The 26,446-nt window shown below is 66.4% G+C and carries 27 protein-coding genes; all 27 read right to left on the reverse strand.

Annotation, left to right across the window (positions count from 1 at the left end):
- Positions 1 to 7: 7 nt before the first annotated feature.
- Positions 8 to 1,207, reverse strand: coding sequence for a CaiB/BaiF CoA transferase family protein (locus LJ362_RS09020; protein ID WP_264798716.1), 1,200 nt, complete (start codon positions 1,205 to 1,207; stop codon positions 8 to 10).
- Positions 1,208 to 1,209: 2 nt separating this feature from the next.
- On the reverse strand, positions 1,210 to 1,644 hold the full coding sequence (locus LJ362_RS09025; RefSeq protein WP_264798717.1) for a PH domain-containing protein: 435 nt from the start codon (positions 1,642 to 1,644) through the stop codon (positions 1,210 to 1,212).
- Positions 1,645 to 1,651: 7 nt separating this feature from the next.
- Positions 1,652 to 2,491, reverse strand: coding sequence for an ATP phosphoribosyltransferase (gene hisG, locus LJ362_RS09030; RefSeq protein ID WP_264798718.1), 840 nt, complete (start codon positions 2,489 to 2,491; stop codon positions 1,652 to 1,654).
- Between the two features lie 53 nt (positions 2,492 to 2,544).
- Entirely contained in the window at positions 2,545 to 2,808 is a 264-nt protein-coding gene (locus LJ362_RS09035; protein ID WP_101544371.1) for a phosphoribosyl-ATP diphosphatase, read from the reverse strand.
- A gap of 99 nt (positions 2,809 to 2,907) precedes the next feature.
- Positions 2,908 to 3,573 (reverse strand): nicotinamide mononucleotide transporter family protein, encoded by a 666-nt coding sequence (locus tag LJ362_RS09040; protein WP_264798719.1) that lies wholly within the window; start codon positions 3,571 to 3,573, stop codon positions 2,908 to 2,910.
- Between the two features lie 50 nt (positions 3,574 to 3,623).
- A complete protein-coding gene (rpe, locus tag LJ362_RS09045) occupies positions 3,624 to 4,286 on the reverse strand; it encodes a ribulose-phosphate 3-epimerase (protein ID WP_172169686.1) in 663 nt (220 codons plus the stop codon).
- 3 nt (positions 4,287 to 4,289) lie between these two features.
- Entirely contained in the window at positions 4,290 to 5,753 is a 1,464-nt protein-coding gene (locus tag LJ362_RS09050) for an RsmB/NOP family class I SAM-dependent RNA methyltransferase (RefSeq protein WP_264798720.1), read from the reverse strand.
- A gap of 5 nt (positions 5,754 to 5,758) precedes the next feature.
- Positions 5,759 to 6,691, reverse strand: a complete 933-nt coding sequence (locus LJ362_RS09055) for a methionyl-tRNA formyltransferase (RefSeq protein ID WP_264798721.1) — start codon at positions 6,689 to 6,691, stop codon at positions 5,759 to 5,761.
- 29 nt (positions 6,692 to 6,720) lie between these two features.
- A complete protein-coding gene (locus tag LJ362_RS09060; protein WP_264798723.1) occupies positions 6,721 to 8,775 on the reverse strand; it encodes a primosomal protein N' in 2,055 nt (684 codons plus the stop codon).
- A 12-nt stretch (positions 8,776 to 8,787) separates the two neighbouring features.
- Positions 8,788 to 9,993, reverse strand: coding sequence for a methionine adenosyltransferase (metK, locus tag LJ362_RS09065; RefSeq protein ID WP_264798724.1), 1,206 nt, complete (start codon positions 9,991 to 9,993; stop codon positions 8,788 to 8,790).
- Positions 9,990 to 11,270, reverse strand: coding sequence for a bifunctional phosphopantothenoylcysteine decarboxylase/phosphopantothenate--cysteine ligase CoaBC (coaBC, locus tag LJ362_RS09070; RefSeq protein ID WP_264798726.1), 1,281 nt, complete (start codon positions 11,268 to 11,270; stop codon positions 9,990 to 9,992). Before coaBC ends, metK begins: the two co-directional genes overlap by 4 nt.
- Entirely contained in the window at positions 11,267 to 11,614 is a 348-nt protein-coding gene (gene rpoZ / locus LJ362_RS09075; RefSeq protein WP_264798728.1) for a DNA-directed RNA polymerase subunit omega, read from the reverse strand. The genes coaBC and rpoZ overlap by 4 nt, the downstream gene beginning before the upstream one ends.
- Positions 11,615 to 12,178, reverse strand: coding sequence for a guanylate kinase (gene gmk / locus LJ362_RS09080; protein ID WP_139908109.1), 564 nt, complete (start codon positions 12,176 to 12,178; stop codon positions 11,615 to 11,617).
- 19 nt (positions 12,179 to 12,197) lie between these two features.
- Positions 12,198 to 12,509 carry an integration host factor, actinobacterial type gene (mihF, locus tag LJ362_RS09085; RefSeq protein WP_025777825.1) on the reverse strand — a complete coding sequence of 104 codons (312 nt, stop codon included), beginning with the start codon at positions 12,507 to 12,509 and terminating at the stop codon, positions 12,198 to 12,200.
- A 174-nt stretch (positions 12,510 to 12,683) separates the two neighbouring features.
- Complete coding sequence (gene pyrF / locus LJ362_RS09090) at positions 12,684 to 13,529, reverse strand: orotidine-5'-phosphate decarboxylase (protein ID WP_264798729.1); 846 nt, start codon at positions 13,527 to 13,529, stop codon at positions 12,684 to 12,686.
- Positions 13,529 to 16,804 carry a carbamoyl-phosphate synthase large subunit gene (carB, locus tag LJ362_RS09095; RefSeq protein WP_264798731.1) on the reverse strand — a complete coding sequence of 1,092 codons (3,276 nt, stop codon included), beginning with the start codon at positions 16,802 to 16,804 and terminating at the stop codon, positions 13,529 to 13,531. The genes pyrF and carB overlap by 1 nt, the downstream gene beginning before the upstream one ends.
- A 12-nt stretch (positions 16,805 to 16,816) precedes the next feature.
- A complete protein-coding gene (gene carA / locus LJ362_RS09100) occupies positions 16,817 to 17,977 on the reverse strand; it encodes a glutamine-hydrolyzing carbamoyl-phosphate synthase small subunit (RefSeq protein ID WP_264798732.1) in 1,161 nt (386 codons plus the stop codon).
- Complete coding sequence (locus LJ362_RS09105; protein WP_262776687.1) at positions 17,974 to 18,468, reverse strand: hypothetical protein; 495 nt, start codon at positions 18,466 to 18,468, stop codon at positions 17,974 to 17,976. The genes carA and LJ362_RS09105 overlap by 4 nt, the downstream gene beginning before the upstream one ends.
- Positions 18,453 to 19,766, reverse strand: coding sequence for a dihydroorotase (locus LJ362_RS09110; RefSeq protein ID WP_264798733.1), 1,314 nt, complete (start codon positions 19,764 to 19,766; stop codon positions 18,453 to 18,455). The genes LJ362_RS09105 and LJ362_RS09110 overlap by 16 nt, the downstream gene beginning before the upstream one ends.
- Positions 19,759 to 20,739 carry an aspartate carbamoyltransferase catalytic subunit gene (locus LJ362_RS09115; protein ID WP_264798734.1) on the reverse strand — a complete coding sequence of 327 codons (981 nt, stop codon included), beginning with the start codon at positions 20,737 to 20,739 and terminating at the stop codon, positions 19,759 to 19,761. The genes LJ362_RS09110 and LJ362_RS09115 overlap by 8 nt, the downstream gene beginning before the upstream one ends.
- Entirely contained in the window at positions 20,736 to 21,287 is a 552-nt protein-coding gene (gene pyrR / locus LJ362_RS09120) for a bifunctional pyr operon transcriptional regulator/uracil phosphoribosyltransferase PyrR (protein ID WP_264798735.1), read from the reverse strand. Before pyrR ends, LJ362_RS09115 begins: the two co-directional genes overlap by 4 nt.
- A 110-nt stretch (positions 21,288 to 21,397) precedes the next feature.
- Positions 21,398 to 21,808, reverse strand: coding sequence for a transcription antitermination factor NusB (gene nusB, locus LJ362_RS09125; protein ID WP_264798736.1), 411 nt, complete (start codon positions 21,806 to 21,808; stop codon positions 21,398 to 21,400).
- Positions 21,809 to 22,369, reverse strand: a complete 561-nt coding sequence (efp, locus tag LJ362_RS09130; protein WP_264798737.1) for an elongation factor P — start codon at positions 22,367 to 22,369, stop codon at positions 21,809 to 21,811.
- A 147-nt stretch (positions 22,370 to 22,516) separates the two neighbouring features.
- On the reverse strand, positions 22,517 to 23,638 hold the full coding sequence (gene aroB, locus LJ362_RS09135; protein ID WP_264801811.1) for a 3-dehydroquinate synthase: 1,122 nt from the start codon (positions 23,636 to 23,638) through the stop codon (positions 22,517 to 22,519).
- 171 nt (positions 23,639 to 23,809) lie between these two features.
- A complete protein-coding gene (locus LJ362_RS09140) occupies positions 23,810 to 24,448 on the reverse strand; it encodes a shikimate kinase (protein ID WP_264798738.1) in 639 nt (212 codons plus the stop codon).
- Complete coding sequence (gene aroC / locus LJ362_RS09145; protein ID WP_264798740.1) at positions 24,445 to 25,644, reverse strand: chorismate synthase; 1,200 nt, start codon at positions 25,642 to 25,644, stop codon at positions 24,445 to 24,447. Before aroC ends, LJ362_RS09140 begins: the two co-directional genes overlap by 4 nt.
- 10 nt (positions 25,645 to 25,654) lie before the next feature.
- Positions 25,655 to 26,434 carry a prepilin peptidase gene (locus LJ362_RS09150; RefSeq protein ID WP_264801812.1) on the reverse strand — a complete coding sequence of 260 codons (780 nt, stop codon included), beginning with the start codon at positions 26,432 to 26,434 and terminating at the stop codon, positions 25,655 to 25,657.
- Positions 26,435 to 26,446 lie beyond the last annotated feature (12 nt).

Genomic DNA, 26,446 nt, shown 5'->3' on the forward strand with positions numbered 1-26,446 from the left:
TTTCCGTTCAGTTTCCGTCGGCGAGCCACGCCACGATGGATTCCGCGTCTTCGTCGAGCAGCGGCGGGGCATCGTGAGCGGTGCGGGTGGTTTCGACCTCACCGGAGGAATCGGAGTCGAAGAAGCGCAGCGGCGGTCCGGGCAGGTCGATGTCGCCGAGCACGGGGTGGTCGACCGAGACCTTGAGTCCCTGGCTGAGTGCCTGCTCCCACTGGTAGACCTCGGGCAGGGTGCGCACCGTGCCGGACGGGATTCCCGCCTCGGTGAGCCTGTTCAGCAGATCGGCTGCGTCGTAGGCGGAGAAGCGGTCTTCGATGAGTTCGATGACGGCGGCCCGGTTGTCCACGCGCTCGGAGTTGACGGCCATGCCCTCGGCGGCGGGATCGATGTCGAAGGCAGTGCAGAACTTCTGCCACAGGTTCTCGTTGCCCACGGAGATCTGCACGGCGCCGTCGCGGCAGTTGAAGAGTCCGTAGGGCGACAGCGACGGGTGGTGGTTGCCGCCGGGCTGCGGTTCCTGACCGGCGACCGTGGCCCGGGTGCCCTGGAAGGCGTGGACGCCGACCATTCCCGCGATGAGCGAGGTGCGCACGACCTTGCCCTTGCCGGTGCGTTCGCGTTCGAGCAGGGCCGCCAGCACGCCGTATGAGCCGTAGATTCCGGCCAGCAGGTCAGCGATCGGCACGCCCACGCGCTGCATATCATCGGGTCCCGAGCCGGTCAGCGACATCAGCCCGGCTTCGCCCTGGGCGATCTGGTCATAGCCGGCGCGGGAGGCTTCCGGACCGTCGTGGCCGAATCCGGTGATGGACAGGATGACCAGGCGCGGGTTGATCTCCATGCAGCGGGCGGTGGAGAAGCCGAGTCGGTCGAGGACACCGGAGCGGAAGTTCTCGATGAGAACATCGGCGCGTGCGATGAGTCCGGTCAGGGTGTCCTTGCCCGTGTCGGATTTGAGGTCGAGGGCGATGGATTCCTTGTTGCGGTTGCACGAGAAGAAGTAGGTGGCCTGAGGATTGTCCGCAGGCCCGACGAAGGGAGGTCCCCACGACCGCGAATCATCGCCCTTGCCGGGGTTCTCGACCTTGATCACCCGCGCGCCGAGATCGCCGAACATCATTCCTGCATGAGGGCCGGCCAGGGCACGAGAGAGATCGACGACGGTGTATCCGGTCAGGGGGCCTGCCTCGGGTGTCTCGTTCGCCATTCCTAATCCTCCTTGAAGTGGGTGCGTCTCTTGATGAGCATACGCAATCGTGCGACCTCCGCATGGGCGCGGCGACCGTCTGCGTGCTGGATCGCCATCACCGCGCAGGTGGTGCCGTCCGTGAGGTCCAACAGGGGCCACGGATCATCGCCCTCGGGTGAGAACGTCACACCGAGGATCTGTCCCCATTCGAACCGACGGGTGCGCACCATGTTCTTGACCACCAGACCGTCCTCGGTGGGCCGGGCCTGGATATCGGAGATGCGCAGCAGGGCGGCTCCGAAGAGAATGCCCAGCAGGTTCATCCATATCATGTCGAGCACTGTCCACGGTTCCCAGTCCACGACGAACAGCGCCACGGACAGGACCGCGAACCCAGCGGTCACGGCAACGGCACCGACGATGCTGACGACGCGCACCTGGCGGGGCCGGAACACGGCCAGATCAGATTCGGCAGGCGCCAATGTTCGTCACCAGAATCGCACGCGCCCCGACTCCGTAGAGCCGGTCCATGACGTTGTTGACTTCCTTCGCTTCGACCATGACGCGCACAGCGACCCACCCGGTCTCCTGCAGCGGGGACACGGTCGGGGATTCGAGCCCCGGGGTCAGCGAGATCGCCTCGGGAACCAGGCGCTGTTCGATGTTGTAGTCGACGAGCACATACTGGCGGGCGACCATGACCGATTCGAGGCGGCGTTTGAGCACGCCGATGCGGGATTCGGCTCCGTCGCGCTGGATGAGCACACCTTCTGATTCGAGCAGCGGCTCGCCGAAGGTTTCGAGTCCCGCGGCGCGCAGCGTGGAGCCGGTCTCGACGACATCGGCGATGGCGTCGGCGACTCCGAGCTGGATGGAGACCTCGATCGCTCCGTCGAGCTGCACAGTCGTCGCTTCGATTCCGCGTCGCTGCAGGTCGGCTTCCACGAGGTTCGGGAAGCTCGTGGCGATGCGGGCACCGGCCAGCTGCTCGGCCGAAGTGAAGGAGCCGACGGTGCCGGCGTAGAAGAACCGCGAGGCGCCGAATCCGAGTCCGAGCACCTCATCGGCCTCGGCCTGTGACTCGAGCAGAAGATCACGACCGGTGATTCCGGCGTCGAGGATGCCCGAGCCGACGTAGATGGCGATGTCGCGGGGACGCAGGTAGAAGAATTCGACTCCGTTGACCTCGTCCTGATGGACCAGGGTCTTGGTTCCGCGTCGAGTGGAGTATCCGGCCTCGCTGAGCATGTCGGAGGCGGCTTCGGACAGTGCGCCCTTGTTGGGCACGGCTACACGCAGCATGGGGTCCCTTTGGAGTTCGATGGCGTCGGGTCGGTCAGGTTCGTGGGAGGGTCTTACAGGTGGGTGTTGACGTCGTCGAGGGTCAGTCCCTTGGCGATCATCATCACCTGTACGTGGTAGAGCAGCTGCGAGATCTCCTCGGCGAGCTCTTCCTTGGTTTCGTATTCGGCGGCCATCCACACTTCGGCGGCCTCTTCCACGACCTTCTTGCCGATCGCATGGACTCCGGCGTCGAGTTCGGCCACGGTCTTCGAACCGGTGGGGCGATCGAGGGATTTCTGCTGGAGTTCGGCGTAGAGAGTCTCAAAGGTCTTCACTTCTCCAGCCTAATGCATCCGCATCGGCCGCAGCATTCGGGGTCTCATGTTCTAAAACGCGGCGGACCCGGGTCTCACCGGTGCGACCGGAGGCTGACCTCAGTCCTCGGGGTCGCGGCCGATGTCGGTTGCCGGACGGTGAGGCGCAGAGATCGTCTGTCGTGACCGCTTCGACCAGTCGACGAGTCCGAGGATGACCATGACGAGGAAGAACAGGTACACGGCACCGGAGAAGACGAGTCCGCCGGAGATCGCCAACGGGATGCCGACGAGGTCGACGGCGAGCCAGACGAACCAGAATTCGACGATGGCCCGGCCCTGGGCGTACATGGCCACGATCGAACCGATGAAGATATAGGCATCGGGGTAGGGGTTCCAGGACCATCCGCCCAGGGCGAGGACCCAGCCGAAGACTCCGGTGCCGATGACGAGAGCTGCGAGCAGGATCGCCCGTTCCTTCCAGCTCGCCCAGCGGACGAGGACTTCACCGGCTGCGGCCTTGGACTTCTTCCATTGCGTCCATCCCCAGACCGCGGCGACGATGATGACGACCTGCCGAGAGGCGTTGCCGCCGAGGCCGGCGGAGAGGCTGGCGGAGAAGAGGAGGATGGAGCCGAGGATCTGCACCGGCCAGGACAGGATGTTCCGGCGCAGCGCCAGGACGACCGTGGCCAGCGCACAGATGTTGCCGAAAAGGTCGGAGTACGGCACAGGCTTGCCCAGCAGTTCGAATGCCGGGGTGTTCAACCAGTCGAACAGGTCCATCGCAGGCTCTCTTCAGGTGTGGGCCGTAAGCATAGTCCGGCCCGGTTCGGTCAGTGGGTGTGTGCGGCGGCGAGGGTGCGGAGTTCGCTGATGGCGGCTGCCGCATCGTCGGCACCGTAGACGGCGGAGCCGGCGACGAGGACGTCGGCGCCGGCGTCGACGACACGGTCGATCGTCGCCGCGGAGACTCCCCCGTCGACCTGCAGCTTGATCTCGAGTCCGGCAGCAGAGATCGCTTCGCGGGTCCGCGTGATCTTCGGCAGGCACACGTCGAGGAACTTCTGACCGCCGAATCCGGGTTCGACGGTCATGATGAGGATCTGGTCGAATTCGCCGAGGAGGTCGATGAAGGGTTCGATCGGGGTGGCAGGCTTGAGGGCGAGGCTGGCCTTGGCCCCGAGACGGCGCAGTTCCCGAGCGAGACGGACGGGGGCGGCAGCCGCCTCGGCGTGGAAGGTCACCGAGGCGCAGCCGATCTCCGCGTACACGGGAGCATTGCGGTCGGCATCGGCGATCATCAGGTGGGCGTCGAGCGGGATCGGTGAGATCGCCTGGATGCGTTCGACGACGGGCGGGCCGAAGGTGAGGTTCGGCACGAAATGGTTGTCCATGACGTCGATATGGGCCATATCGGCGGTGCTGATCTTGGTAAGCTCACCGCGCAGATCGGAGAAGTCCGAGGACAGGATGGAGGGGTTGATATCGATCGACATGGGTCATTTCGCCTTTCGCAGGAGAGCCAGGAACATTCCGTCGCTGTTGTGGACATGGGGCCAGAGCTGGGCGTATCGCCCGCCTTCACGGTTCACCGACGCGAACGACTCCGACTCGCTGCCGGTGATCGCCGACAGCACGGCCGGGGTGTCGAGGATCTCGATGTCCGCACTTCCCGCTTTGGCTCGCAGGCGCAGAACCTCGTCGACGATGAGCACGGTCTCGGCGTAATGCGGTGAGCACGTCGAGTAGGCGACCACTCCCCCTGGTGCGCAGGCGTCGAGGGCGGCAGAGAGCAGTTCGCGCTGGAGTCCGGTCAGTGCCGTGATGTCGTCGGGCGACCTGCGGTAGCGGGCTTCGGGGCGGCGGCGCAGGGCGCCGAGTCCGGAGCAGGGCACGTCGACGAGGATCTTCGAGTAGGGTCCGCGAGCGTCGCGGCCGTCGCGGACGGCGGCGGTGACATTGGTCAGCGCCTTGGTGGAGTCGCGGACGAGGTCGACACGGTGCTCGCTGGAGTCGAAGGCCTCCAAGGTCGTCGATTCGCCCGCGGCTCTGGCTGCGAGGACGGCTGCCTTGCCTCCGGGTCCTGCGCACAGATCGGCCCAGGTTCCGATGGGTGCGTCGATATCGGCCAGAGCGAGGGCGACGAGCGCGGAACCTTCGTCCTGGACGCGGGCGCGTCCGTCGGCCACGGCTGCCACGTCTCGGGGCACTGCGGTCTCCAGGGTGACGCCGATCGGCGACAGCGGAGTGGGTTCACCCGGCAGTTCGGCGCGATCGATGAGTCCGGGCAGGGCGGTCACGCCGACCTTTGCGGGAGCGTTGTCGGCTTCGAGGAGGGCTTCGAGCTCGGCGGCATCGCGGCCGTGTCCCTTGAGCGCCTGGTTCAGTGCACGGACGACCCATTCGGGATGGGAGTGTTCGATCGCGAGTCGGGTGGTCTCGTCGGCCTCGGCGGTGACGCGGTCGAGCCACTCGGCGGGTTCGGCTTCCGAGATGCGGCGGAGCACGGCATTGACGAATCCGGCGGTCTTCGCCGCCGATCGTTTGACCACGGCCACGGTTTCGGACAGTGCAGCATGGTTGGGCACCCGCATCGACAGCAGCTGGTGGGCGCCGAGCCGCATTGCGGCCAGGGGTTCGGGATCGATCTTGTCGACGGCTCGGGACGAGGCGATTTCGATGACCGCATCGTAGAACTTCTGCCGACGCAGGGTACCGTAGGTGAGCTCGGTGGTGAAGGCAGCGTCCTGAGCGCCCATATGGGTGCGGGAGAGTTTGGCCGGCAGCAGCAGGTTCGCGTAGGCGTCTTTCGTCGCCACGTCGAGGAGGACTTCCCAGGCGATGCGCCGCGGCAGGTTCTTACCCGCTCGCTCTGCATTTCGGGGGCCGCCTCGGCGCTGCCCGCGATTGCCGTCGTTGCCGCGGCTGCCGCCTCGGCGGTCTCTGCCTGCTGACTCAGCCATGGCTCTTATGCCTGCCTCTCGGTATAGGGGTCGAAGGTCACGTCTCCGCGGCCGCGCAGGAAGTCGGCAGTGGCCATCCGGGCCTTGCCGAAGGGCTGGATCTGCTCGACTCGGACCCAGCCGTCACCGCAGCGCAGCACCGGCTGCCGCTGCCAGGTGGTCAGTTGCCCGACAGTGCCGGGGGTCGTCACTTCTGGTGCGGGTGAAAGTCCGAAGAGCTTCGTCCTCTTTCCGTCGAGTTCCACCCACGGTCCCGGTGCGGGACTGGTTCCGCGGGCCCGGTCGATGACCCGGGCGGCCGGAGCGGACAGATCGAGGTGGGCGTCGACGACGGTGATCTTCTCGGCATGGCTGGACTCACCGGTCTGCGGGATCGGGGCGGCGGTGCCGGCGGCGAGATCGTCGAAGGCGGCGACGAGTTCGGGGGCGCCGCGGCGTGCATAGTCCTCAAGAGCCTCGGCGACGTCGGAGTGGTCGAGCGGCAGTTCGAGTCGGCGCAGCACGGGGCCGGTGTCCATACCTTCGTCGATGCGGAACACGCTGATCCCGCTGGTGGTCTCGCCGCCTATGAGTGCGCGTTGGACAGGGGCGGCGCCGCGATAGGCCGGCAGCAGCGAGAAGTGGAGGTTGAACCAGCCGAGTCGGGCGGTGGCCAGTGCGGCGGGTCCCGCGATGGCGCCGAAGGCGACGACGGCGACGGCGTCGACATCGAGTGCCTGCAGCTGGGAGATGACCTCGCCGCGCAGACGACCGGCTTCGATGACGGGCAGTCCGAGTTCGAGAGCGCGAGTCTTCACCGGTGACGGGGTGAGGACTCTCTTCCTTCCGACGGGCGCATCGGGTCGGGTGAGCACCGCACGGATGCGGTGGCTCGACTCGGCTAAGGCCTCGAGGGCGGGAACTGCGACATCAGGGGTGCCGGCGAAGACGATATCCACGTGGGGAATTCTACTGGTTCGCCGCGCCGTCACAGCGACCGGGGATCATCGATGCGCACGCGCACCTGTCGCTGCTTCTTGGCGGACCGGGAGGCGATGATCTCGGCCGCTCTCGTCCCGACGCAGTCTCCGGCGGAGAACGGGTAGGCGCTGACGCTGCGCTGGCCGTCCTCGGCGTCTTCGCGCAGGAGTTCCTCGACCTCGCCGATCTGTTCCCGCACCTCGTCGATGTCGGCACCCGCTCCCGTGAGTTCGAGGATCCGTCGGTAGGGCGGGAAGCCGAGGGACTTCCGGTCGCTCAGCTGTCGTGACATGAAGGTCGTGGGATCGAAGGCGGTCAGGGTCTGCCGGATGAGTTCGTCCTCGTCTCCGAGGTAGACGGCTCCTCCGTCAACGCGGGATCGCACGAGTGAGGCGGCTCGCAGTCGACGTGCCACACTTTCGTCGATCGAGCGCATCCAGGGTCCCGGCCACAGCGAATCCAGAAGGATCGCCGCGGCATAGCCGCCGAGCACATAGGGTTCGGCTCCGGTGGTGGCGACCACGAGCCGCGGGGTCTCGTCGAGGGCAGTGGAGATGTGGTCGCCTCCGGATTCGACGATCTCGATGTCGGGCAGCGCCCGGGCGAGCTCTTCGACGGTGCGGGCCCGGCCGCGCACGATCGATCGCACACGGTTCGAATGGCAGCGCAGGCAGCTGAACGTCTCCGAGTGGTAGCCGCAGGACCGGCAGGCGAAGGGACCGACCTCGGACTGTGTGGTCAGCGTCGCCTGACATTGCGGGCAGCGGGCGACTTCCTGGCAGCGGGCACAGGCGAAGACGGGATAGTAGCCGGAGCGCGGCACCTGCACGAGCACCGGGCCGGGCACTCCGCCGTCCCGGGGACGCGGACGCAGCGCCGTTCGCATGATCTGCCAGGCGCGGCTGGGAATGCGCTGCCACGCGAAGGGATCCCGCTCCTCATCGGGGACGAAGACGACCGGCGCGGCATGCCGCCGGGCCGGACCGACCGGTGTGACGTCGGCCAGCCAGCCGATCTCGACGAGACGCTGCACCTCGGCGCTGCGGTCAGTGGAGACGAAGAGCAGCTCGGTGTCCTCGATCGTCGACCGCAGCAGGCAGACTTCTCGGGCGTGCGGGTACGGGGCGTGCTGATCGAGATAGTTGAGGTTCGCGTCATCGGTGCAGATGATGAGCCCGAGGTCCGCGACCGGGGCGAAAGCCGCCGCACGCGTGCCGATCGTGATCCGCGTGTGTCCGAGCAGTCCGCGCAGCCAGGCCTGCCACCGCAGCTCCGGTGACTGGTCGGCGCTGAGCACCGAGACCTCCGCGATCCCGGCTTGAGCGAGGGTCGACTGGAGCACGGCGAGTTCGCGATGATCGGGCACGAGCCAGAGCACGGACCGGCCGGCCTCGAGACTCGCCCGTGCGGCATCGAGTCCGGCACGGATCCAGCTCAGCCCCGGCGTCGGCCCGGGTGTGCACGCCACGGCCCTGCGCCGAGGCGACGCCGAGGCATCGTCGGCCGTGGGCTGGTCCCCCGCCGCGAGAACCCATTCGGCTAGGCGGTTCAGCAGCTGCGGATCATCCGCCGGTCCGGCGTTCGGCCCGGTCGCTGGGTCCGCCGCGTCCGCATCGGTCTGCGCGCCCGGATCTCCCGCCTTCTCCGCCTTGAGCACGGCTTTCTCGCCGCGGGCATGACGCGGTGGGATGGCCAGGCGCAACACATCGGCGAGGGTGCCGCCGTAGCGACGGGCGACGGCTTCGCTCAGGGCGAGCAGATCGTCATTCAGCACCTGAATTGGGCCGCTGATGCGTTGGATCGTCGCGAGAGGACCGACGTGGTCCGATGTCTCGACGCGTTCGAGCACATAGCCGTCGCGCAGCTTCCCAGCGAACTTCACCCGCACCCGCACACCGGGCAGGGCAGCCTCGGCGAGCTTCTCCGGCACCGCATAGTCGAACGTCCGCGCCAGGTGCGGGACGGGATGGTCGATGAGCACTCGGGCGACCGGTTCGGTCGGGGCCAGGGGAACCTGGCCCTCGGCCGAGGTGCCGGTGTCGATCGGGAGGGGTTCGTCCACGCCGACGGCAGACTAGTTGGAGGACACGGCGCGCAGCAGGTCCTCGGCGCGGTCCGTGACCTCCCAGGTGAAATCGGGCAGTTCACGGCCGAAGTGGCCGTAGGTCGAGGTCTGCGAGTAGATCGGGCGCAGCAGGTCGAGTTCCTGGATGATCATCGCGGGGCGGAGGTCGAAGACCTCGCGGATGGCGGCCGAGATGGCTGCCGGGTCCGCCTTCTCCGTGCCGAAGGTCTCGACGTAGAGCCCCATCGGATCGACTCGGCCGATCGCATAGGATACCTGCACCTCGGCGCGGTCCGCGAGACCGGCGGCGACGACGTTCTTCGCGACCCAGCGCATCGCGTAGGCCGCCGAACGGTCGACCTTCGACGGGTCCTTGCCGGAGAACGCACCGCCGCCGTGGCGGGAGAACCCGCCGTAGGTGTCGACGATGATCTTCCGACCGGTCAGACCGGCATCGCCCATCGGTCCGCCCGTGACGAAGGGACCGGCCGGGTTGATGTGGATGTTCGCTCCCGAGGTGTCGAGACCGGAGTCGGCGATCACCGGATCGATGACGAGTTCCTTGATCTCCGTGTGCAGCTGGGACTGGCTGGTGTCCGCCGAATGCTGGGTGGAGACGACGACATTCTCGATCGAGACTGCCTCGTCGCCGTCGTAGCCCAACGTCAGCTGCGTCTTGCCATCGGGACGCAGGTAGTCGAGCCGGCCGGACTTGCGCACCTCAGAGAGCTGCTCGGCCATCCGGGAAGCCAGGTGGATGGGCAGCGGCATGAGCACATCGGTGGAGTTGTCGGCATAGCCGAACATCAGTCCCTGATCTCCGGCGCCGAGGCTGGTGCCGTGGTCTGAGGATTCGACGGCTTCGCGGAAGTCCAGCGGATTCGTCACACCGGAGTGGATGTCCGTGGACTGGCTGCCGATGGACACGGAGACTCCGCAGGAGTGTCCGTCGAAGCCGGTGTCCGAGGAGTCGTAGCCGATGCCCGTGATGAGGCTGCGCACGATTCCGGCGACATCGGCGTAGGCGGCCGTATTCACCTCACCGGCGACGTGGACGAGGCCGGTGGTGACCATGGTCTCCACGGCCACTTTGGCGTTGGGGTCCTGCCGGAGCAGGTCGTCGAGCACCGCATCGCTGATCTGGTCGCAGATCTTGTCGGGATGTCCCTCGGTGACGGACTCGGATGAGAAGAAACGCAGATTTGTGTGTGTCACGTTGTCGATTCTACGTGGGTGATTCGGTCGGAGACGGCCGCGATGACCTTTTGTGAAACATGGTCCTTCGACCCGTGGAATTCCTCACCGACGACGATCTCGCCGCGGTCGGAGGAGATGATCTGGACCATGGTGTCATCGTGGCCGAAGGCGCGGTCGTCCGAGACGTCGTTGAATACGAGCAGGTCGACGCCTTTGCGCTGGAACTTGGCTCGAGCGAAGTCGAGGGCGGCGGTGGCGGCGTCCCCGGTCTCGGCGGCGAATCCGACGATGATCTGGTGGCGCAGTCTGGTCTCACGGCTGCGCTCGTCGACGAGTCCGCGGAGGATGTCCGGGTTCTGCACGAGACGCAGAGTCAGACCGGCGTCTCCGGACTTCTTCATCTTCGAGTCCGTCGTCTCGGCCGGCCGGTAATCGGCGACGGCAGCGGCCATGATGATGGCATCTGCGCGCGTCTGGGCGCTATGCATCGCCGACTGCAGCTCCAGAGTGGATTCGACCGGAGTGATCGTGATGCCCGCAGGCAGTCCCGTCAGCAGACCGGTGTCGATGTTCGCGGCGACGAGCTCGACTGCTGCGCCCGCGGCATACGCGGCCTTGGCCAGCGCAATGCCCTGCTTGCCCGAGGAGCGGTTGCCGAGGAAGCGCACGGGGTCGAGTGCTTCCCTGGTGCCGCCGGCGCTGATCACGATGCGGCGACCGGACAGAGCACCGCTGGGGTCGGCGGGTGCGTCTGCCGAGCCGCCGGCTGTGCCGTCCTTGACCGAGAGCGCGAAGTCGACGATCTCTTCGGGTTCGGGGAGTCGTCCGGGACCGGAATCGGGGCCGGTGAGGCGTCCGACTGCAGGGTCGAGGACATGGACGCCGCGGGAGCGCAGGGTCGCGATGTTGGCGACCGTCGCGGGGTTGAGCCACATCTCGGTGTGCATGGCCGGGGCCACGACCACCTCGGCGGTGGTGGTGAGCACGGAGGCGGTGAGCAGGTCATCGGCTCGTCCGGCTGCGATCTTCGCGATCAGATCGGCGGTCGCCGGGGCGATGATGACGAGTTCGGCTTCCTGTCCGATGCGCACATGATTGACGGTGTCGATCTCGTCGAAGACATTGGTGGTCACGGTCTGGCCGGACAGGGCCTCAAGAGTGGGGGCACCGATGAATTTCAGTGCGTTGGCCGTAGGAACGACCTTGACGCTGTGGTCGAGCTCCCGGAGTCGCCGGATGATGTGTGCCGCTTTGTAGGCGGCGATCCCACCGGCGACGCCGAGTACGATTCTCACTGGTCGCTGAAGTCGATCGCGCCGTCGTCGCTCACAGGAGCGGTGGCTTCGGCCTCGGGTGCGGCCTGGATGAAGTCGGCTTCGGAGACCTCGCGGGCGACGATCTTCGACTCGTTGACCTCACGCAGAGCGATCGACAGAGGCTTCTCGTTGGTGCCCGGAGTGACGAGCGGACCGACGTTCTCGAGCAGTCCCTCCTGCAGCTGGGCGTAGTACGAGTTGATCTGACGGGCGCGCTTTGCCGCGATCGAGACCAGTTCGTACTTCGAACCGGTGACGTTGAGCAGATCGTCGATCGGAGGGTTGGTGATGCCTTCAGGCTGTGCGGGCAAGGAGATTCCCATCTAATCGGAAGTGGATATACCCATCAATGATAGGAGTTCTTCGGCCGCAGTGCGAACGTGGTCGTTCACAATGGTCACGTCGAACTCCGATTCGGCGGCCAATTCGCGTTTCGCGGTGGCCAGTCGTCGCTCCTGCTCCTCCTCCGTTTCGGTGCCCCGACCGGTCAATCGGGAGACGAGTTCCTCCCAGCTGGGCGGGGCGAGGAAGACGAAGCGGGCATCGGGCATCTTCTCTTTGACCTGGCGAGCTCCCTGCAGATCGATCTCCAGCAGCGCGGGAATCCCCTGGTCGAGCTTCTCCTCCACCGGAGCCGAAGGCGTGCCGTAGCGGTGGCGTCCGTGGACGACGGCGTATTCGAGCAGCCGATCCTCGGCGATGAGGGTGTCGAAGGCGTCGTCGGTGAGGAAGTGATAATGGACACCATCGATCTCACCGGGTCGCCTGGGGCGGGTCGTGGCCGACACGGAGAACCACACCTCGGGGTGATTCTGCCGAATATAGGTGCTGATGGTGCCTTTTCCGACGGCGGTCGGACCCGCGAGAACGGTGAGTCGATTATTCACAGATCTGAGGTTGTCACACTCAGGAATATTTCTCCAACAGGGCGGACTTCTGGTGCACGCCCAGACCTTTGATCCGACGGGAGGTGGCGATGCCGACCTCTTCCATGGCGGCTTCGGCGCGCCGGTCGCCGACTCCGGGCAGAGCTCTGAGCAGATCGAGCACACGCATCTTCGCCAGTGCTTCGTCGTCTGCTGCCTTCTTGAGCACGGCCGCGAGATCGGTATCGCCGGTCTTCAGCGCCGACTTCACTTCGGCTCGTGCCTGACGTGCCTTGAACGCTTTGTCCAACGCAGCGGAACGCTGTTGCGGGGTCAACGGTTCGAGTGCCACTTTGTCTCCTCTGTCACCATGAACGGGCAGGTAGGGAAGTTGTCTCAGTCTAAGACAAAATCCCTGCCGAGAGGCGATATGAGCAGAAATTTGTGGTGTGGCGAGCCGGAATCCGCCGTCGACGGAGCACCGAATCCGGTGTTCGGACCGCCCCCGCGATCCGAACACCGGTGTTCAGTCGGTGATCGTCAGCGCACGATTGAGAGCGGCGGCGGTTTCGGCGAGACCGTCGGGTCCAGCGCCGAGCACCGCCCGGGAGGCGGTGGCGAGCACCTGTCCCGATTTCAGCGCCCGGTCGCCGAAGACGGCACGCAGCTCGGTCAGGCCCGCGCCCTGTGCGCCGACGCCCGGGGCGAGGATCGGTCCCCCGCAGTCACCGGGATCGAATCCCAGATCGCGCGCGGCGGTGCCGATGGTCGCGCCGACGACGAGTCCGAAAGGACCGAGCTCGTCGGATGACCCCACCGCCCGAGCATTGCGCTGCCGCACTCGGGACACGATCGATCCGGCCACCGATTCGCGGTCTTTCTCGGCATGCTGGACCTCTGCCCCTTCCGGGTTCGAGGTCAGTGCCAGGACGAACACGCCCTTTCCGTGAGCGGCAGCGAGTTCGAAGGCGGGCTCCAGGGCACCGAATCCGAGGTAGGGCGAGACCGTGATCGAGTCCGCGGCCAGCGCCGAGGCGGGGTCGAGGTAGGCCTTCGCGTAGGCACCCATGGTCGACCCGATGTCACCGCGTTTGATGTCGAGGACGGTGAGCAGTCCGGCGTCCCGGGCCGCGGCCAGCGTCTCTTCGAGAGCAGCGATTCCGGCGGAGCCGAACTGTTCGAAGAACGCGGACTGCGGTTTGACGGCGGCCACCGAGCCTTTGAGCTCGGAGACCGTGCGGAGGGCGAACTCCCGTACGCCTGCGGCGCTGGCAGGCAGCCCCCAGGAGGCGAGGAGATGCTCGTGCGGGTCGATGCCCACACACAGCGGTCCGTGCTCGTCCATGGCCGCTGCCAGTCGGGTGCCGAACATCAGGCGCTCCAGTCCTGCAGGCTGCGCACGTCGAACTTCGAGTCGCGGATGACCTCGAGGGAGGTCACGGCGGCGGCGAATTCGGCCAGCGTCGTGATCAGCGGCACGGAGTTCGCGGTCGCCGCCGCTCGGATCTCATAGCCGTCGGCGCGTTCCTGCCGACCCGACGGCACGTTGATGACCATGTCGATGGTGCCCGCGGTGAGGTAGTCGATGACCGTGCGGTCTTCGGCGTCGGCCTCGAAGTGCTTGTGCACCTGGGTGGTCTTGATCCCGTAGCGGGAGAGCACGGCCGCGGTGCCGGTGGTCGCGACGACGTCGAAGCCCATGTCGACGAGCTCCTTGACCGGCAGCACCATGGCGCGCTTGTCCCGATCGGCCACCGACACGAACACGGTCCCCGCCGTCGGCAGCTTCACGGAAGCCCCGAGCAGTCCCTTCGCGAAGGCGGTCGGGAAGTTGTGGTCGATGCCCATGACCTCACCGGTCGAACGCATCTCGGGGCCGAGGATCGAGTCGACGATCTTGCCTTCGACGGTGGTGAACCGTCGGAACGGCAGGACTGCCTCCTTGACCGCGATCGGATGGTCGAGCGGCAGGGTCGAGCCGTCGCCGTCTGCTGCCAGCAGATCTCCGCGCAGATCCTCGATCGTGCGACCGACGGCGATGAGTGCCGCGGCCTTGGCCAACTGGGTCGACGTCGCCTTCGAGACGAACGGCACGGTCCGCGAGGCACGTGGGTTGGCTTCGATGACGTGGAGGACATCCGCGGCGATGGCGAACTGGATGTTGAGCAGTCCGCGCACGCCCACACCTTCGGCGATGGCCTTCGTGCCCTGGCGGACGCGTTCGAGCACGTCCTCGCCCAGAGTCAGCGAGGGCAGTACGCAGGCGGAGTCACCGGAGTGGATTCCGGCCTCCTCGATGTGCTCCATGATTCCGCCGATGTAGACCTCGTTGCCGTCGTAGAGGGCGTCGACGTCGATCTCGATGGCGTCTTCGAGGAACCGGTCGACGAGGACCGGACGGTCGGTCGAGATCTCCGTGGCGCTGGCCATGTAGTCGAGCAGCTGGGTGCGGTCGTAGACGATCTGCATTCCGCGTCCGCCGAGGACATAGGAGGGCCGCACGAGCACCGGGTAGCCGATGTTCTCCGCGATCGCGGCGGCTTCCGCGGCGGTCACCGCGGTGCCGTGCTTGGGGGCTGTGAGTCCGGCCCTCTCCAGCACGGCTCCGAACTCTCCGCGGTCCTCGGCCAGGTCGATGGCTTCGGGCTGGGTGCCGAGCACCGGCACACCCGCGGCCTTGAGCTTGTCGGCCAGGCCCAGCGGGGTCTGTCCGCCGAGAGTGCATACGACCCCGAGGACCTCGCCGGCGGCGAGCTCGGCGTGGTAGACCTCCATGACGTCTTCGAACGTCAGGGGTTCGAAGTACAGGCGATCGGCGGTGTCGTAGTCGGTCGACACGGTCTCCGGGTTGCAGTTGACCATGATCGTCTCGTAGTCGGCCGACCCGATCGCCATGGTCGCGTGCACGCACGAGTAGTCGAACTCGATGCCCTGGCCGATGCGGTTCGGGCCCGAACCGAGGATGATCACTGCCGGGCGTTCGCGCGGCATGACCTCGGTCTCGGAGTCGTAGCTCGAGTAGTGGTAGGGAGTCTTCGCTTCGAATTCCCCGGCGCAGGTGTCGACCGTCTTGAACACCGGGCGCACGCGCAGTGCATGGCGGATGCCGGTGACGACGCTCGTGTCGAGGCTGCGCAGTCCCGCGATCTGCTCGTCGGAGAAACCGTGGTTCTTCGCGACCCGCAGGACCTGCTCGTCGAGTTCGTCGGCGTCGCGGACATAGGCGGCCACCTCGTTGATGAGCTGGATCTGGTCGAGGTACCAGGGATCGATCTCGCAGGCGTCGAAGACCTCTTCGGCACTCAGGCCGGCGGCGAGTCCGCGCTGGACCGAGTGGATGCGGTCGGCAGTGGCGTGCGAGATCGCTTCGAGGACGGATTCGCGGACGTCGTCGTCGGAGACGTCGGGCAGGTCGGTCCAGCTGAACGCGGAGTCCTTCTGCTCGAGTGAGCGCATCGCCTTCTGCAGCGCGGTGGTGAAGTTGCGGCCCAGTGCCATGACCTCACCGACGGATTTCATCGTCGTCGTCAGGGTCGGATCCGCGGCCGGGAACTTCTCGAAGGTGAAGCGCGGGATCTTCACGACCACATAGTCCAGGGTCGGTTCGAAGCTGGCCGGAGTGACCTTCGTGATGTCGTTGGGGATCTCGTCGAGCGAGTAGCCGACGGCGAGCTTCGCGGCCATCTTCGCGATCGGGAAGCCGGTGGCCTTCGATGCCAGCGCCGAGGACCGGGAGACGCGTGGGTTCATCTCGATGGTGATGATGCGTCCGGTCCTGGGGTCGACGGCGAACTGGATGTTGCAGCCGCCGGTGTCCACGCCGACGGCCCGGATGATGGCGATGCCGATATCGCGCATCGACTGGTATTCCCGGTCGGTCAGCGTCAGTGCCGGGGCCACGGTGATCGAGTCGCCGGTGTGCACGCCGACGGGGTCGACGTTCTCGATCGAGCACACGACGACGACGTTGTCCTTGTTGTCGCGCATGAGCTCGAGTTCGTATTCCTTCCACCCGAGTATCGATTCCTCGAGCAGCACCTCGTGGGTGATGGAATCGGACAGGCCGGCGCCGGCGATGCGGCGCAGATCGGCTTCGTCATAGGCCATGCCCGAACCGAGGCCGCCCATGGTGAACGATGGTCGGACGACGACCGGGTAGTTGAGCTCCTCGGCGGCGGCCAGAGCTTCGTCGAGCGTGTGGCAGATGGCGGATCTGGCCACTTCGGCACCGCAGGCTTCGGCGATGTCTTTGAACTTCTGGCGGTCCTCGCCGCGCTGGATGGCGTCGACGTCGGCACCGATGAGTTCGACACCGTACTTCTCGAGCACTCCGGCGTCGTGGAGGGCGATGGCCGCGTTGAGTGCGGTCTGTCCGCCCAGGGTGGGCAGGAGCGCGTCGGGGCGTTCCTTCTCGATGATCGTCTCGATGACGTCCGGGTCGATGGGCTCGACGTAGGTGGCGTCGGCGATGTCCGGGTCGGTCATGATCGTCGCCGGGTTCGAATTGATGAGGATGACGCGCAGGCCCTCGGAGCGCAGCACGCGGCAGGCCTGGGTGCCGGAGTAGTCGAATTCGCAGGCCTGGCCGATGACGATGGGGCCGGAGCCGATGACGAGGACGGATTTGAGGTCGTGTCTCAGTGGCATTGGGTGTTCTCCTTAGGCCTGGGCAGCCGAATCGGCCTGGGAAGCGGACATGAGGTCGACGAAGCGATCGAACAGGTAGCTCGAATCGTGCGGGCCGGCCGCAGCCTCGGGGTGGAATTGGACGGAGAAGGCGGGAATGTCGAGGCAGGCGAGTCCCTCGACGACGTCGTCGTTGAGGCACACATGGGAGACGGTCACCCGGCCGTAGTCGGCCTTGTGCGGGGCGGTGGTCTCGCCTGTCAGCGGAGCGTCGACGGCGAAGCCGTGGTTCTGCGAGGTGATCTCGACCTTCTCCGTGGTCCGGTCCATCACGGGCACGTTGATCCCGCGGTGGCCGAAGGGCAGCTTGTAGGTGCCGAAGCCCAGGGCCCGACCGAGCAGCTGGTTGCCGAAGCAGATGCCGAAGAACGGGATTCGGGCGTCGAGCACGGCGCGCAGCAGTTCGACCTGGTCGTCTGCGGTGGCGGGGTCGCCGGGACCGTTCGAGAAGAATACTCCGTCGACGCCCAGGGCCCGGATCTCGTCGAAGCTGATCGTCGACGGCAGCAGGTGCACGTCGATTCCGCGTTCGCTCAGTCGTTCGGGGGTCATCGATTTGATGCCGAGATCGACGGCGGCGACGCTGAAGCGCTTCTCTCCGCGGGCGGGGATGAGTCGGGGCTCGGTGATCGAGACCTCGTCGACGAGGTTGGCTCCGGCCATCTGCGGAGACGCCTGGACACGAGCGAGGAGTTCGGATTCGGGCGCCTCGGCGGCGGGTCCGGAGAAGATGCCCACGCGCATGGCTCCCTTGTCGCGCAGGTGGCGGGTCAGGGCTCGGGTGTCGACGTCGGAGATGCCGACGATCCCGGACTCGGTCAGCCAGTCGACCAGGTCGCGTTCGGAGCGCCAGTTCGACGAGATCCGGGAGGCGTCGCGGACGACGTAGCCGGCGGCCCAGATCTGGGCGGATTCGTCATCGGTGCGGTTGACTCCGGTGTTGCCGATGTGCGGAGCGGCCTGGATGATGATCTGTCGGTGGTAGGACGGGTCTGTCAGCGTCTCCTGGTAGCCGGACATGGCCGTGACGAACACGGCCTCACCGGTGGTTTCGCCGATGTGTCCGTAGGCGGATCCGTGGAAGGTCCGGCCGTCTTCGAGGACGAGGACGGCGGGGGTGGTGGAAAAGCTCATTGTGCCTCTTCGATCATTTCGCGGATGCGGTCGACGGTGGGGGTGGTGGATGCGGCGTAGCGGGCGCGGAAGCCCGTGTCGACGAGGGTGTCGCCCAGGTGCCAGGTGATGCGGATGATGCCTCCGCGTTCGACGAATTTCCCGATCATCCCGTTCGTGGTGTCTACGGAGACGATGTCGCGGCGCGGGATGAGGAAGTCCTCGCGTCCGGCCAGGTCCATGATCACTCCCCCGTCGGTGACGACGAGTTCCCCGGTGGTGCGGATGCCCAGACCGTGGACGGCGACGCGTTCGAGCGGATGGCCGGCCTTCGTCGTCGACACATAGGAGCCTTCGACGGGTTCGCCCACGGCCTTGATTCCCATATGGGGCTTCGGCGGGGTGACGACCTCTGACTGGGCCTGTTTGCGTCGGCTCCATCCCCAAGCGATCGCTACGATCACGAGGAGGATGACGGCGGCGACGATGAGTGTGCCTACTGTTGTGTCCATGTTGCTCCTGCCGGGTGGGGTGTGGTGAGTGCCCCTGCGGCCAAGACCCGGTGGCCGTAGAAGAAGGTGTCGGTGACCTGAGCGGTGACTTCGACGCCGGCGAAGGGGTTGTTGCGCCCCTTCGTGGCGTGGTCGGCGGGTTCGATGCGGTGCGGTGCGGACGGGTCGACGAGGACGATGTTCGCACTCGCCCCGATCTCGAGGCTGCCGTGCCCGGAGGCCCCGGTGATCCGGGCCGGAGCCGAGGACATCACGCGCGCAACATCGCCGAAGTCGAAGTCGTGGTCGGCCATGGCGGCGACGACGATCGACAGGGCCGATTCCATGCCGACCATGCCCATGGCCGCTGCGGTCCATTCGCTGCATTTGTGTTCAGCCGTGTGCGGGGCATGGTCGGTGCCGACGACGTCGATCGTGCCGTCTGCCAGCGCTTCACGCAGCGCCTGCACGTCACGGTCGGTGCGCAGCGGCGGGTTGACCTTGTAGACGGGGTCGAACGTGCGCACGAGTTCGTCGGTGAGCATGAGGTGGTGCGGCGTCACCTCGGCGGTCACGGCGATCCCCCGGGCCTTGGCCCAGCGGATGAGGTCGACGCTGCCGGCCGTGGAGACGTGGCAGATGTGCAGTCGGGATCCGACGTGTTCGGCCAGGAGCACATCGCGGGCGATGATCGACTCCTCGGCCACGGCGGGCCAGCCGGGCAGTCCGAGTTCGGCCGAGACCGTTCCCTCATTCATCTGTGCGCCTTCGGTCAGACGCGGCTCCTGTGCGTGCTGGGCGATGATCCCGTCGAAGGTCTTGACGTATTCGAGGGCGCGGCGCATGAGAAGCGGATCGGAGACGCAGATTCCGTCGTCGGAGAACATCCGCACGCGGGCTCCCGAGCGCGCCATGGCTCCCAGCTCGGCGAGCTGCTGTCCCTCGAGTCCGGTGGTCACGGCGCCGACGGGTACGACTTCGGTGAATCCAGCGGCGCGGCCGAGGCGGTGAACCTGTTCGACGACTCCGGCGGTGTCGGCCACGGGCGCGGTGTTCGCCATGGCGTGGACGCAGGTGAACCCGCCCGAGGCGGCTGAATGTGATCCGGTGAGCACGGTCTCGGCGTCTTCCTTGCCCGGCTCGCGCAGATGGGTGTGCATGTCGACGAGTCCCGGCAGGGCCACGAGTCCTGCGGCGTCGACGGTCTCATAGTCGCTTGTGCTCAGCAGCTCGGGGTCGACGATGCGACCGCCCTGGATCGCGATATCGGCGGCTCCGCGTCCGAGCACATCGGCACCGCGGATGAGGTAATCAGTCATTGGTCTCCTCCTGACCGGTCAGCAGACGGTAGAGGACCGCCATGCGCACGCTCACTCCGTTCTCGACTTGGTCGAGGACGAGGGCGCGGGGTGAGTCCGCTGCGGCAGCGGAGATTTCGAAACCGCGGTTCATGGGTCCTGGGTGCATGATGAAGCTCGTCTCCGGCAGTTTGGCCAGACGGGCCGCGCTCAATCCCCACAGGCGGGCGTATTCGCGTTCGTTGGGGAAGAAGGATTCGTGCATCCGCTCGTGCTGGACCCGCAGCATCATCACGGCTGCGAAGTTCTCGCCGCTCAGCGCCGAATCGAAGTCGTAGTGGATGGTCACCGGCCAGTTCTCCACTCCCCAGGGCAGCAGCGTGGGCGGGGCGATGAGGTGGACGTCCGCGCCGAGGCGGGCGAGCAGGTGGACGTTCGACCGTGCAACTCGGGAGTGCAGGATGTCTCCGACGATGGCGACCTTCGCTCCGTCGAGTCCCTGACCGCGCGGTCCCCCTTTCACCGGCCCCGAGGCGGGGACTCCGGCGAGTGCCCGACGCAGGGTGAACGCGTCGAGGAGCGCCTGGGTGGGGTGTTCGTGGGTGCCGTCGCCGGCGTTGACGACAGGGACGTCGATCCACCCTGTATGGGCGAGGCGGTGGGCGGTACCTGCTCCGGAGTGGCGGACGACGATGGCATCGGCACCCATCGCCGAGATCGTCTGGATCGTGTCCTGGAGGCTCTCGCCCTTCGAAACGGAGGAGCCCTTGGCGGAGAAGTTGAGCACATCGGCCGAGAGGCGTTTGGCTGCGGCTTCGAAGGACAGTCGGGTGCGTGTGGAGTCCTCGAAGAACAGGTTGACGACTGTGCGTCCGCGCAGCACGGGCAGCTTCTTGACCTCGCGTTCGGAGACGAGAGTCATCTCCTCGGCGATGTCGAGGATGCCGATGGCGTCGTCCCGGCTCAGCGATGCGGTGTCGAGCAGATGCTTCATTCGCGGCCTCCCGAGATGCTCACGGAGTCGTCTCCGTCGGTTTCTATCAGGGAGACGTTGACGCGTTCGCTGCTCGAGGTCGGCAGGTTCTTGCCGACGTGGTCGGCACGGATCGGCAGGTCCCGGTGGCCGCGGTCGACGAGGACGGCGAGGCGGACCTTGGCGGGCCGACCGACATCGGCAAGGGCGTCGAGGGCGGCGCGGATGGTGCGTCCGGAGAAGAGCACATCGTCGACGAGGACGACGGTCTTCGCATCGATTCCCGCACTCGGAATGGTGGTGGGTTCGGGGGCCCGGTAGGAGCCGCCGCGCAGATCATCGCGGTACATCGTGATGTCGAGGCTGCCGGCGAGTTCGCCCGCGGTCTCGGGCCGACCGGAGATGGAGGCGATCGCCTCGGCGAGTCGGTGGGCGAGCGGGACTCCGCGGCGCGGGATCCCTAAGAGGACGAGGTCGTCGCTGCCCTTGTTGGATTCGATGATCTCGTGCGCGATGCGGGTGATCGCCCGCGAGATATCGGGGGCGTCCAGCACTGTTCGCTGTGTCATATTTCCCCTTCTCCGCCTCTCTGGACGGTGGTTAAAGGAGTGGTTCGATTCGATTGTAGACCCGGTGGGGTGCCCACCGGCGGGCGGGTCCGGAGTGCGGACCCGCCGCCTCAGATGAGTGTCGGTTTGATGTCGAGGATGCGGGAGAGCAACCCCGAGACGAAGCCGGGAGAGTCATCTGTGGAGAACTGTCTGGCCAGGGACACTGCTTCGTCGATGGCCACTTTGTCGGGTACCTCATCGTTGTACAGCATCTCCCAGGTCCCGATCTCCAGCAGCGACCGGTCGACGGCCGGCATCCTATCCAGGGTCCAGCCTTCTGAGTAGGTGGAGATGATCTCGTCGATCTCCGCCTGCTTCTCGGTGATGCCCCTGACGATCTCGACCGCGTATTCCTTCATCGGGTAGTCGGGATCGTTCGACCGCATGGTGACGAGTTCGTCCATGGCCAGTCGACGCTGCCCGGCTTCGAAGAGCAGCTCGAGAGCCCGGCGACGGGCTCGGGTACGTGCGGACGCCACTTACTTGACGCGACCGAGGTAGTCGCCGCTGCGGGTGTCGACCTTGACCTTCACGCCTTCTTCGAGGAACAGGGGCACCTGGATCTCGTAGCCGGTCTCGAGGGTCGCGGGCTTCGAACCACCGGTCGAACGGTCGCCCTGGAGTCCGGGTTCCGTGTGGGTGATGGTCAGTTCCACCGAGGGCGGCAGCTCGACAGAGAGCGGGGTGCCTTCGTGGAAGGAGATCTGCAGCTCCTGGTTCTCGAGCATGTAGTTCGCGGCGTCGCCGACGAGCTCTGCGGAGATGTTGACCTGGTCGTAGTCCTTGGCATCCATGAATACGTAGTCGGTGCCGTCATGGTAGAGGTACTGCATATCGCGGCGGTCGACATTCGCGGTCTCGACCTTGGTGCCGGCGTTGAAGGTCTTGTCGATGATCTTGCCGGAGATGACATTCTTCAGCTTGGTGCGGACGAAGGCCGGTCCTTTTCCGGGCTTGACGTGCTGGAATTCGAGCACCTGCCACAGCTGGTTGTCGAGGTTGAGCACAAGGCCGTTCTTCAGGTCGTTCGTTGTCGCCACTAATTCGTCCTTCTTCGGTTCAGTCCTGATCACCGAATGGTGATCGCAGTCGGCACGACGCGTCGGAGGACCCCGAGGTGCGGGGTCGACGAACGCGCCACTGGGCAAGTCTAGCAAGCCCAGCGGGACGCTTCCATCCGGGCGGGGTCAGTCGAGGCCGAGGCCGATGCCGAGGGGAACCGTCGGCGAATCCTCGCCGATCTCCTGGTAGGCGGTGAAGAGGATGGAGGCATCGGGGATCTCGACGGTGCTCGGTTCGCCGATGTCGCTGAGCAGCACCATCCGCAGCATCGCTCCGCGGGCCTTCTTGTCTCTCTTCATCGTGTCCAGCAGCTGCGGCCACACGTCGGAACGGTAGCCCACCGGCAGTCCGAGCTTGCCCAGCAATTCACGGTGGAGGTCGACGACTTCGTAGGGCAGGCTCTTGATCATCGACGCCACCTCGGCGGCGAAGACCATACCCACCGATACGGCGGCACCGTGGCGCCACTGGTAGCGCTCCTTGTGCTCGATCGCATGGCCGAGGGTGTGGCCGTAGTTCAGTATCTCCCGGCGTCCGGACTCCTTGAAGTCTCCGGAGACGACATCGGCCTTGACCCGGATGGAGCGTTCGATGAGTTCGCGCAGCACGGGGCCGTGCACATCGGCGATCTCGTCCTTCGAATGGTTCGACACGAGGTCGAGGATTGCGGGGTCGGCGATGAATCCGGTCTTGACCACCTCGGCGAGGCCGGTGAACAGTTCGTTCTCCGGCAGGGTCCCGAGCGTGTCGAGGTCGACGAGGACACCGGCGGGTGCGTGGAAGGAGCCGACGAGGTTCTTGCCTTCGGCGGTGTTGATCCCGGTCTTGCCGCCGACGGAGGCATCGACCATGCCGAGCACGGTGGTGGGGATGTGGATGACCTTGATTCCACGCAGCCAGGTGGCGGCCACGAAACCGCCGAGGTCGCTCACCGCTCCCCCGCCGACGGTGATGATCGCGTCGGTGCGGGTGAAGTCGGATTGGCCGAGGACCTGCCAGCAGAATGCGGCGACCTGGACGTGTTTGGCCTCTTCGGCGTCGGGGATCTCCGCGGCCACGGCCTCGAGACCGGCGGCGGCGAGGTCGTCGCGAACGGTCTCACCGGTGGTGCGCAGGGCGCGGGGGTGGATGACGAGGACCTTCTCGACGCGGTTTCCGAGCAGCTCGGGCAGTTCGCCGAGCAGTCCCTGGCCGACGAGGACGGGGTAGTTCCCGCCGGCGTCCACATTGATGCGTGTGAGGCTCATTCGTCCGTCTTCCTGATCGTTCATCGTCTTCTCTCAAGGTTCGGCCGCCCGGTGGGTACTCGGAGTCGAGGCACCAGTTCCGTGGACCGGATCCAGCCTAGCCCTCACAGGCTCCCGGCGGCGAAACGGGTGGCCGATGTGGTCGCAGGCGTCTCACCGCCGGGGCTGTGCTCAGCGCTGCTGACCGGATCCGGCGTCGTCGGGATCGGCGTACTTCGCGTACTCCTCGGCTCGCTGCAGACCGGTGAGGACGTCGACGACCCGGTTGACCACCGTCGACGGCGGTGAGTTCGAGGCCTGGACCCGGAAGGTCGCGACCTGTTCGTACAGGGGTTCGCGTTCGTTGACCAGGGCCAGCCAGTTCTCCACCGGGCTGCCGGCACCGCGCAGCAACGGTCGGTGCGGGGCGGTCAGCCGCTGTGCCACGGTGTCGACATCGATATCGATGTGCACGACCTTGATCGCCGGGTGTCGCAGCTGGGCTCGGGTGCCGGGGTTGAGGATCGCTCCTCCGCCCAGGGACACGATGCCCGGACGATCGAGCAGACGACGCAGCGCTCTGCGCACGACCTCCCGTTCGATGCGTCGGAAGTGATCTTCGCCGCGTTCGACGAAGATCTCCGAGATGACCCCGTACTTGTCGACGATGTTCGCGTCCGTGTCCGTCAGCGGCAGGCCGAGCCGGTCGGCCAGCAGCCGACCGATCGTCGATTTCCCTGCCGCCGGCGGACCGGAGAGCACGATGCGCGAGAGCGCGGCGGGGACCGGTTCCAAGGGCGGAACCGGTTTGGGCAGCGGGGTGTGGTTCATCGTCCGATGCGGAGGTTCTCCGGAATGGCCGCGACATAGGCGTCCAGGTTCCGCTTCGTCTCGGCAACGGAGTCTCCGCCGAACTTCTCGACGACGGCTTCGGCGAGAACCAGTGCCACCATGGCTTCGGCGACGACTCCCGAGGCGGGAACTGCACACACGTCGGAGCGCTGATGATTCGCCTTCGCGGCCTCACCGGTTTCGACGTCGACCGTCGCCAGGGCACGCGGCACCGTGGCGATCGGCTTCATCCCCGCCCGCACACGCAGCGGGCCGCCCGTGGACATTCCGCCTTCCGTGCCGCCGGCACGATTGCTCGTGCGGCGGAATCCGTCGGGTCCGACTTCCAATTCGTCATGGGCCTGCGAGCCGGGACGCTTCGTGGTGAGGAAACCGTCTCCGACCTCGACGCCCTTGATCGCCTGGATGCCCATGAGGGCACCGGCCAGGCGGGAGTCGAGACGACGGTCCCAATGCACGTGGGAGCCCAGGCCCGGAGGCAGGTTGTAAGCGAGAACCTCGACGACTCCGCCGAGGGTGTCCCCGGCCTTCTTCGCAGCGTCGATCTCGGTGACCATCGCCGCTGAGAGGTCGGCGTCGAAGCAGCGGACCGGATCGGCGTCGAGGGCGTCGACATCGGCCGCGGTCGGCAGCGCGGGCAGCGCATCGGCTGCGTGTTCGGCGCCGCCGATGGCCACGGTGTGGGAGACCAGCGTGATGCCGAGTTCGCCGAGGAACTTCGCTGCCACCGTGCCCAGAGCCACGCGCATCGCGGTCTCACGCGCCGAGGCGCGCTCCAACACGGGGCGGGCTTCGTCGAAGCCGTATTTCTGCATGCCGACGATATCGGCATGGCCCGGACGCGGCCGGGTCAGCGGGGCGTTGCGCGCCAGTCCTTCGAGTTCGGACGCGTCGACGGGATCCGGGCTCATCACGGATTCCCATTTCGGCCATTCGGTGTTGCCGACCTCGATCGCCACCGGTGAGCCCAAGGTCTGCCCGTGGCGGACTCCGCCGAGGAGACGCACCTCGTCGGCTTCGAACTTCATCCGTGCGCCGCGGCCATAGCCGAGTCGGCGGCGAGCCAGGCTCGCACGAATATCGTCCCTGGTGATCGGTACATGGGCGGGAAGCCCCTCAATGATCCCGGTCAGCGCTTCGCCGTGGGATTCGCCTGCAGTCAGCCATCTCAACATTCCACCGATTCTACAAAAGTATTGGGGCGAACAGGCACCCGAGCCACATGCCGGAAAGCATGGCCGGTCCGAAGGCGATGGTCACCCCGCGCACCCGACCGGCTCGGATCGTGCCGATGAGCGCCCAGACGCCGCTGATGAGCATCATGGCGACAAGCACGAGGGCAGGTGCCCACGGGTCGAAGAGACCGGGCACGGCGAAGACGATGAATGCGAGCTTGACGTCCCCGAGCCCCATCGTCCGCACTCCCAGCAGTCGACCCATGAGGTGCAGCGCAGCGAAGGCGCCGAGTCCGAGGAATCCTGCGAAGAATGACCAGAACCACATCGGCAGTTCTCCGAGCACGGAGCCCGTGATCAGGAGTCCCAGGGCGACCAGAGACAGGGGGATGACGATCCGATCAGGCAGTCTGCGGACGCTCAGGTCTGCGGAGATGAGGAATGGTGTGGCTCCGGAGACGAGTCCCAGCAGCAGGGCGGAGAGGATGCGATCGGCGGAATTCGGCTGGTCTGGGGCGAACGTCGTTCCGCCCAGCGGCGCATAGGCGCTCCACCCTGTCTCCAGTGGTGCGAGCACGAAGAGGGTGAAGACGACGGCGACTGCCGCGGCGATGATGGGGCCGAGCAGCATCGGTCCCGGACCACGTGCCCATCCGGATGACTGCCACCGCTGCAGGTGCGCGGAGTCGTTGAGCCAGGTCCGTGGGGTCACGGCGAGGATGAGACCGCAGGCCAGAGCGGCCAGAACCGTGACTCCGATGGTCATCCCGTGCAGCACTCCGGTGTCCATCGCGATCACCGG

Source organism: Brevibacterium sp. JSBI002 (assembly GCF_026013965.1).
GTDB lineage: Bacteria > Actinomycetota > Actinomycetes > Actinomycetales > Brevibacteriaceae > Brevibacterium.

What these genes read in the sequence shown, in the direction of transcription:
- LJ362_RS09020 (WP_264798716.1), bottom strand. Translation starts at nt 1,207, where the DNA reads ATGGCGAACGAGACACCCGAGGCAGGCCCCCTGACCGGATACACCGTC.
- hisG (WP_264798718.1), bottom strand. Translation starts at nt 2,491, where the DNA reads ATGCTGCGTGTAGCCGTGCCCAACAAGGGCGCACTGTCCGAAGCCGCC.
- LJ362_RS09040 (WP_264798719.1), bottom strand. Translation starts at nt 3,573, where the DNA reads ATGGACCTGTTCGACTGGTTGAACACCCCGGCATTCGAACTGCTGGGC.
- rpe (WP_172169686.1), bottom strand. Translation starts at nt 4,286, where the DNA reads ATGTCGATCGATATCAACCCCTCCATCCTGTCCTCGGACTTCTCCGAT.
- LJ362_RS09050 (WP_264798720.1), bottom strand. Translation starts at nt 5,753, where the DNA reads ATGGCTGAGTCAGCAGGCAGAGACCGCCGAGGCGGCAGCCGCGGCAAC.
- rpoZ (WP_264798728.1), bottom strand. Translation starts at nt 11,614, where the DNA reads ATGGGAATCTCCTTGCCCGCACAGCCTGAAGGCATCACCAACCCTCCG.
- pyrF (WP_264798729.1), bottom strand. Translation starts at nt 13,529, where the DNA reads ATGTTCGGCACCCGACTGGCAGCGGCCATGGACGAGCACGGACCGCTG.
- carB (WP_264798731.1), bottom strand. Translation starts at nt 16,804, where the DNA reads ATGCCACTGAGACACGACCTCAAATCCGTCCTCGTCATCGGCTCCGGC.
- carA (WP_264798732.1), bottom strand. Translation starts at nt 17,977, where the DNA reads ATGAGCTTTTCCACCACCCCCGCCGTCCTCGTCCTCGAAGACGGCCGG.
- LJ362_RS09105 (WP_262776687.1), bottom strand. Translation starts at nt 18,468, where the DNA reads ATGGACACAACAGTAGGCACACTCATCGTCGCCGCCGTCATCCTCCTC.
- LJ362_RS09110 (WP_264798733.1), bottom strand. Translation starts at nt 19,766, where the DNA reads ATGACTGATTACCTCATCCGCGGTGCCGATGTGCTCGGACGCGGAGCC.
- LJ362_RS09115 (WP_264798734.1), bottom strand. Translation starts at nt 20,739, where the DNA reads ATGAAGCATCTGCTCGACACCGCATCGCTGAGCCGGGACGACGCCATC.
- pyrR (WP_264798735.1), bottom strand. Translation starts at nt 21,287, where the DNA reads ATGACACAGCGAACAGTGCTGGACGCCCCCGATATCTCGCGGGCGATC.
- aroB (WP_264801811.1), bottom strand. Translation starts at nt 23,638, where the DNA reads ATGAGCCTCACACGCATCAATGTGGACGCCGGCGGGAACTACCCCGTC.
- LJ362_RS09140 (WP_264798738.1), bottom strand. Translation starts at nt 24,448, where the DNA reads ATGAACCACACCCCGCTGCCCAAACCGGTTCCGCCCTTGGAACCGGTC.
- aroC (WP_264798740.1), bottom strand. Translation starts at nt 25,644, where the DNA reads ATGTTGAGATGGCTGACTGCAGGCGAATCCCACGGCGAAGCGCTGACC.
- LJ362_RS09150 (WP_264801812.1), bottom strand. Translation starts at nt 26,434, where the DNA reads ATGGACACCGGAGTGCTGCACGGGATGACCATCGGAGTCACGGTTCTG.